General features: G+C 72.5%; 1 protein-coding gene. It reads right to left on the minus strand.

Annotated elements, in window-relative coordinates; genetic code table 11:
• Window positions 1-89 precede the first annotated feature (89 nt).
• Window positions 90-2,837 (minus strand): protein translocase subunit SecD, encoded by a 2,748-nt coding sequence (gene secD, locus AC1MIR_RS20815; protein WP_480030091.1) that lies wholly within the window; start codon window positions 2,835-2,837, stop codon window positions 90-92.
• Between the last annotated feature and the right edge of the window lie 119 nt (window positions 2,838-2,956).

The following is a 2,956-nucleotide window of genomic DNA, read 5'->3' on the forward strand; positions in this document are numbered from 1 at the left end:
GCCGGCGCCGCGGGGGCGGGGGGGCGGTCCGGGGGGGGGGGGGCCCCCCCCCGGCGGGGGGGGGGGCCGCTTGCCGGGCGCGGCCGGCCTCATCCCGGCTGCGCCGCCGCGGCGGAGGCGGGCTCGCCCTTCCGCAGCGACTTCGCGCCGGTGAACAGCACGATCGGCGCGGCGATGAAGGTGGAGGAGGCGGTGCCGATGACGATGCCCGCGATCATCAGCCAGGCGAAGCCGGACAGCGCCTCGCCGCCGAACAGCGCCAGCGGCAGCGCGCTGAGCAGCAGCGTCATGGAGGTGCCGATGGTTCGGTTCAGCGTCTCGTTGATCGAGAGGTCCACCAGCTCGCGCAGCGGCATCTGCTTGTATTTGCGCAGGTTCTCCCGCATGCGGTCGAACACCACGACCTTGTCGTTGGCGTTGAAGCCGATGATGGTCAGGATCGCCGCCACGGTGGTGAGGTTGAACTCGATCCCGGTCACCACCATCAGCCCCACGACCTTCGTCGTGTCGAGCAGCAGCGTGGCGATGCCGGCGACGGCGAACTGCCATTCGAAGCGGAACCAGATGTAGATCAGCATCGCCAGGAAGGAGAGGCCGAGCGCGATCATGCCCCCCTGGAACAGCTCGGCCGAGATGCGGTTGCCCACCGCTTCCACCCGCAGCACGCGGGTGCCCGGCGCCACCTGCTCGAGCGCGGAGCGCACCGCGGCCACCGCGCGCTGCGTCCCCGCCTCGTCGCCCTGCACCGGCAGGCGCACCAGCACGCTGTCGGGCGCGCCGAATTCCTGCAGCCCGACCTCGCCGAGGTCGAGCGCCGAGGCGGCCGAGCGCAGCTGCGCGAGGTTCGCCGGCCCCGGCGTGCGCACCTCCATGATGATGCCGCCGCGGAAGTCGATGCCCTTCTCGAGCCCCGGATAGACCGCGAGCGCGACCGACGCGGTCGAGATGATCGCTGAGACGATCACGCCGATCTTCGCGCCGCGCATGAAGGGGATGCGCGTGTCGTCGGGGACGAGGCGGAACAGCGGCCGCGCGAGGCGCTGGAACAGCGACAGGCCGGGCTTCTCCAGCACCGGCAGTTCCTTCGGCCGCTTGGCGCGATACCACAGCGCGATGATCAGCCGCGTCACCACGGTCGCGGTCCACATCTGCACCACCGTGCCGACCGCGACGGTCACCGCGAAGCCGCGGATCGGCCCGCTGCCGAAACCGTAGAGGCAGGCCATGGCGATCAGGTTGGTCAGGTTGCTGTCCATGATCGTGCCGGAGGCCTTGGTGTAGCCGGCCTCCAGCGCGCTGATCGGACTTCGCCCGTTGCGCACCTCCTCGCGGATGCGCTCGTTGATCAGGATGTTGGCGTCGAGCGCGGTGCCCAGCGTCAGCACGATGCCGGCGATGCCGGGCAGCGTCAGCGTCGCGCCGAGCACCGTCAGCACGCCGATCATGATCACGATGTTGGCCAGCAGCGCGAGATTGGCGATCCAGCCGAAGAAGCCGTAGGCCAGCCCCATGTAGAGGAACACGAAGACCGTGCCGGCGGCGAGCGAGATCAGGCCGGCGCGGATCGCGTCGGCGCCGAGCTCGGGCCCGACGGTGCGTTCCTCCACAACGGTCAGCGGCGCGGGCAGGGCGCCCGCGCGCAGCAGCACCGCGAGGTCGGTCGCGCTCTGGACGTTGAAGCTGCCGCTGATCTGGCCGCGGCCGCCGGTGATCGGCTCGCGGATCACCGGGGCGGTGATCACGCGCTCGTCGAGCACGATGGCGAAGGGCCGGCCGACATTGGCGCGCGTGATGTCGGCGAAGCGGCGGCTGCCGACCGAATCGAAGGTGAAGTTCACCACCCATTCGCCGGTGCGGCTGTCCTGCCCGGCGCGGGCGTCGGTGAGGTTGGCGCCGTCCACCTCCACGCGCCGGCGCACCGCGTAGCGCTCCTCGCCGCGCTCGCCGCGCAGGAACATGGTGCCGGGCGGCGGCGTCGCCGATTGCGGGTTCGCGCTTTCGTCCAGCAGGTGGAAGGTCATCCGCGCGGTGCGGCCGAGCAGGTCCTTGATGCGCGCGGGATCCTCGACGCCCGGCAGCTGCACCAGGATGCGGTTCTGCCCCTGGCGGGCGATCAGCGCCTCGACCAGGCCGCTCTCGTCGATGCGGCGCCGCACGATCTCGAGCGACTGCTCGACGGCGTTCGACGCCTTGTTGCGCAGCGCGACCTCGGTGAGGGTGGCGGTGACGACGCCGTCGGGCGTGGTCGCCACCTCGATGTCGGGCTGCTGCGCGCCGGCGCCGGCATTCACCCCGATCGCCGCCTCGCGCAGGATGCGCGCGACGTCATTGGCGCGCGCCGGGTCGGAGACGCGCAGCGAGACGCGGCGCTGCGCCTGGTCCGCGTTCAGCCCGGTGTAGAGGATGCGCGGATTGGCCGTGGCGGCGCCGCGGCGGACCGTGTCCACCAGCCCCTCCAGCCGCTCGCGCACCATCGCGGAGGTGTCCACCTCCAGCAGCAGGTAGGAGCCGCCGCGCAGGTCGAGGCCGAGGCTGATCTGGCGCATCCAGCCGGGCATGCTGTCGCGCGGCAGCAGGTTCGGCAGCGACATCAGGACACCGAGGAGGCAGACGCCGGCGATGGCGAGCGCCTTCCAGCGGGCGAAATACATCATGGGCTGGGACGAGCCTGCCTTTCGGGTGGAGCCCGCCCTCCGTTCCGGGCGGGAGGCGGGCGTTTGGGGCGGAAGATGCGCGGGGGGGACCCCCGATGCAAGCCCGCGCCCTCCCCGCCGGCCGGGGGAGGGAGTAGAGGGGGCGCCATGAGCCTTCGCCTCGCCATCCTCGGTGCCGGTCATTTCGGCCGCTTCCACGCCCTCAAGGCGGCCAAGGGGCCGCGCACGCGCCTCGTCGCCGGGCCAGGCGCCGCCCCGGCGCGGGCCCCCCCCCGGGGCGGCCCCGGCGGGGGGGCCGGCCC

The organism is Falsiroseomonas sp. RANM36 (genome assembly GCF_056682175.1).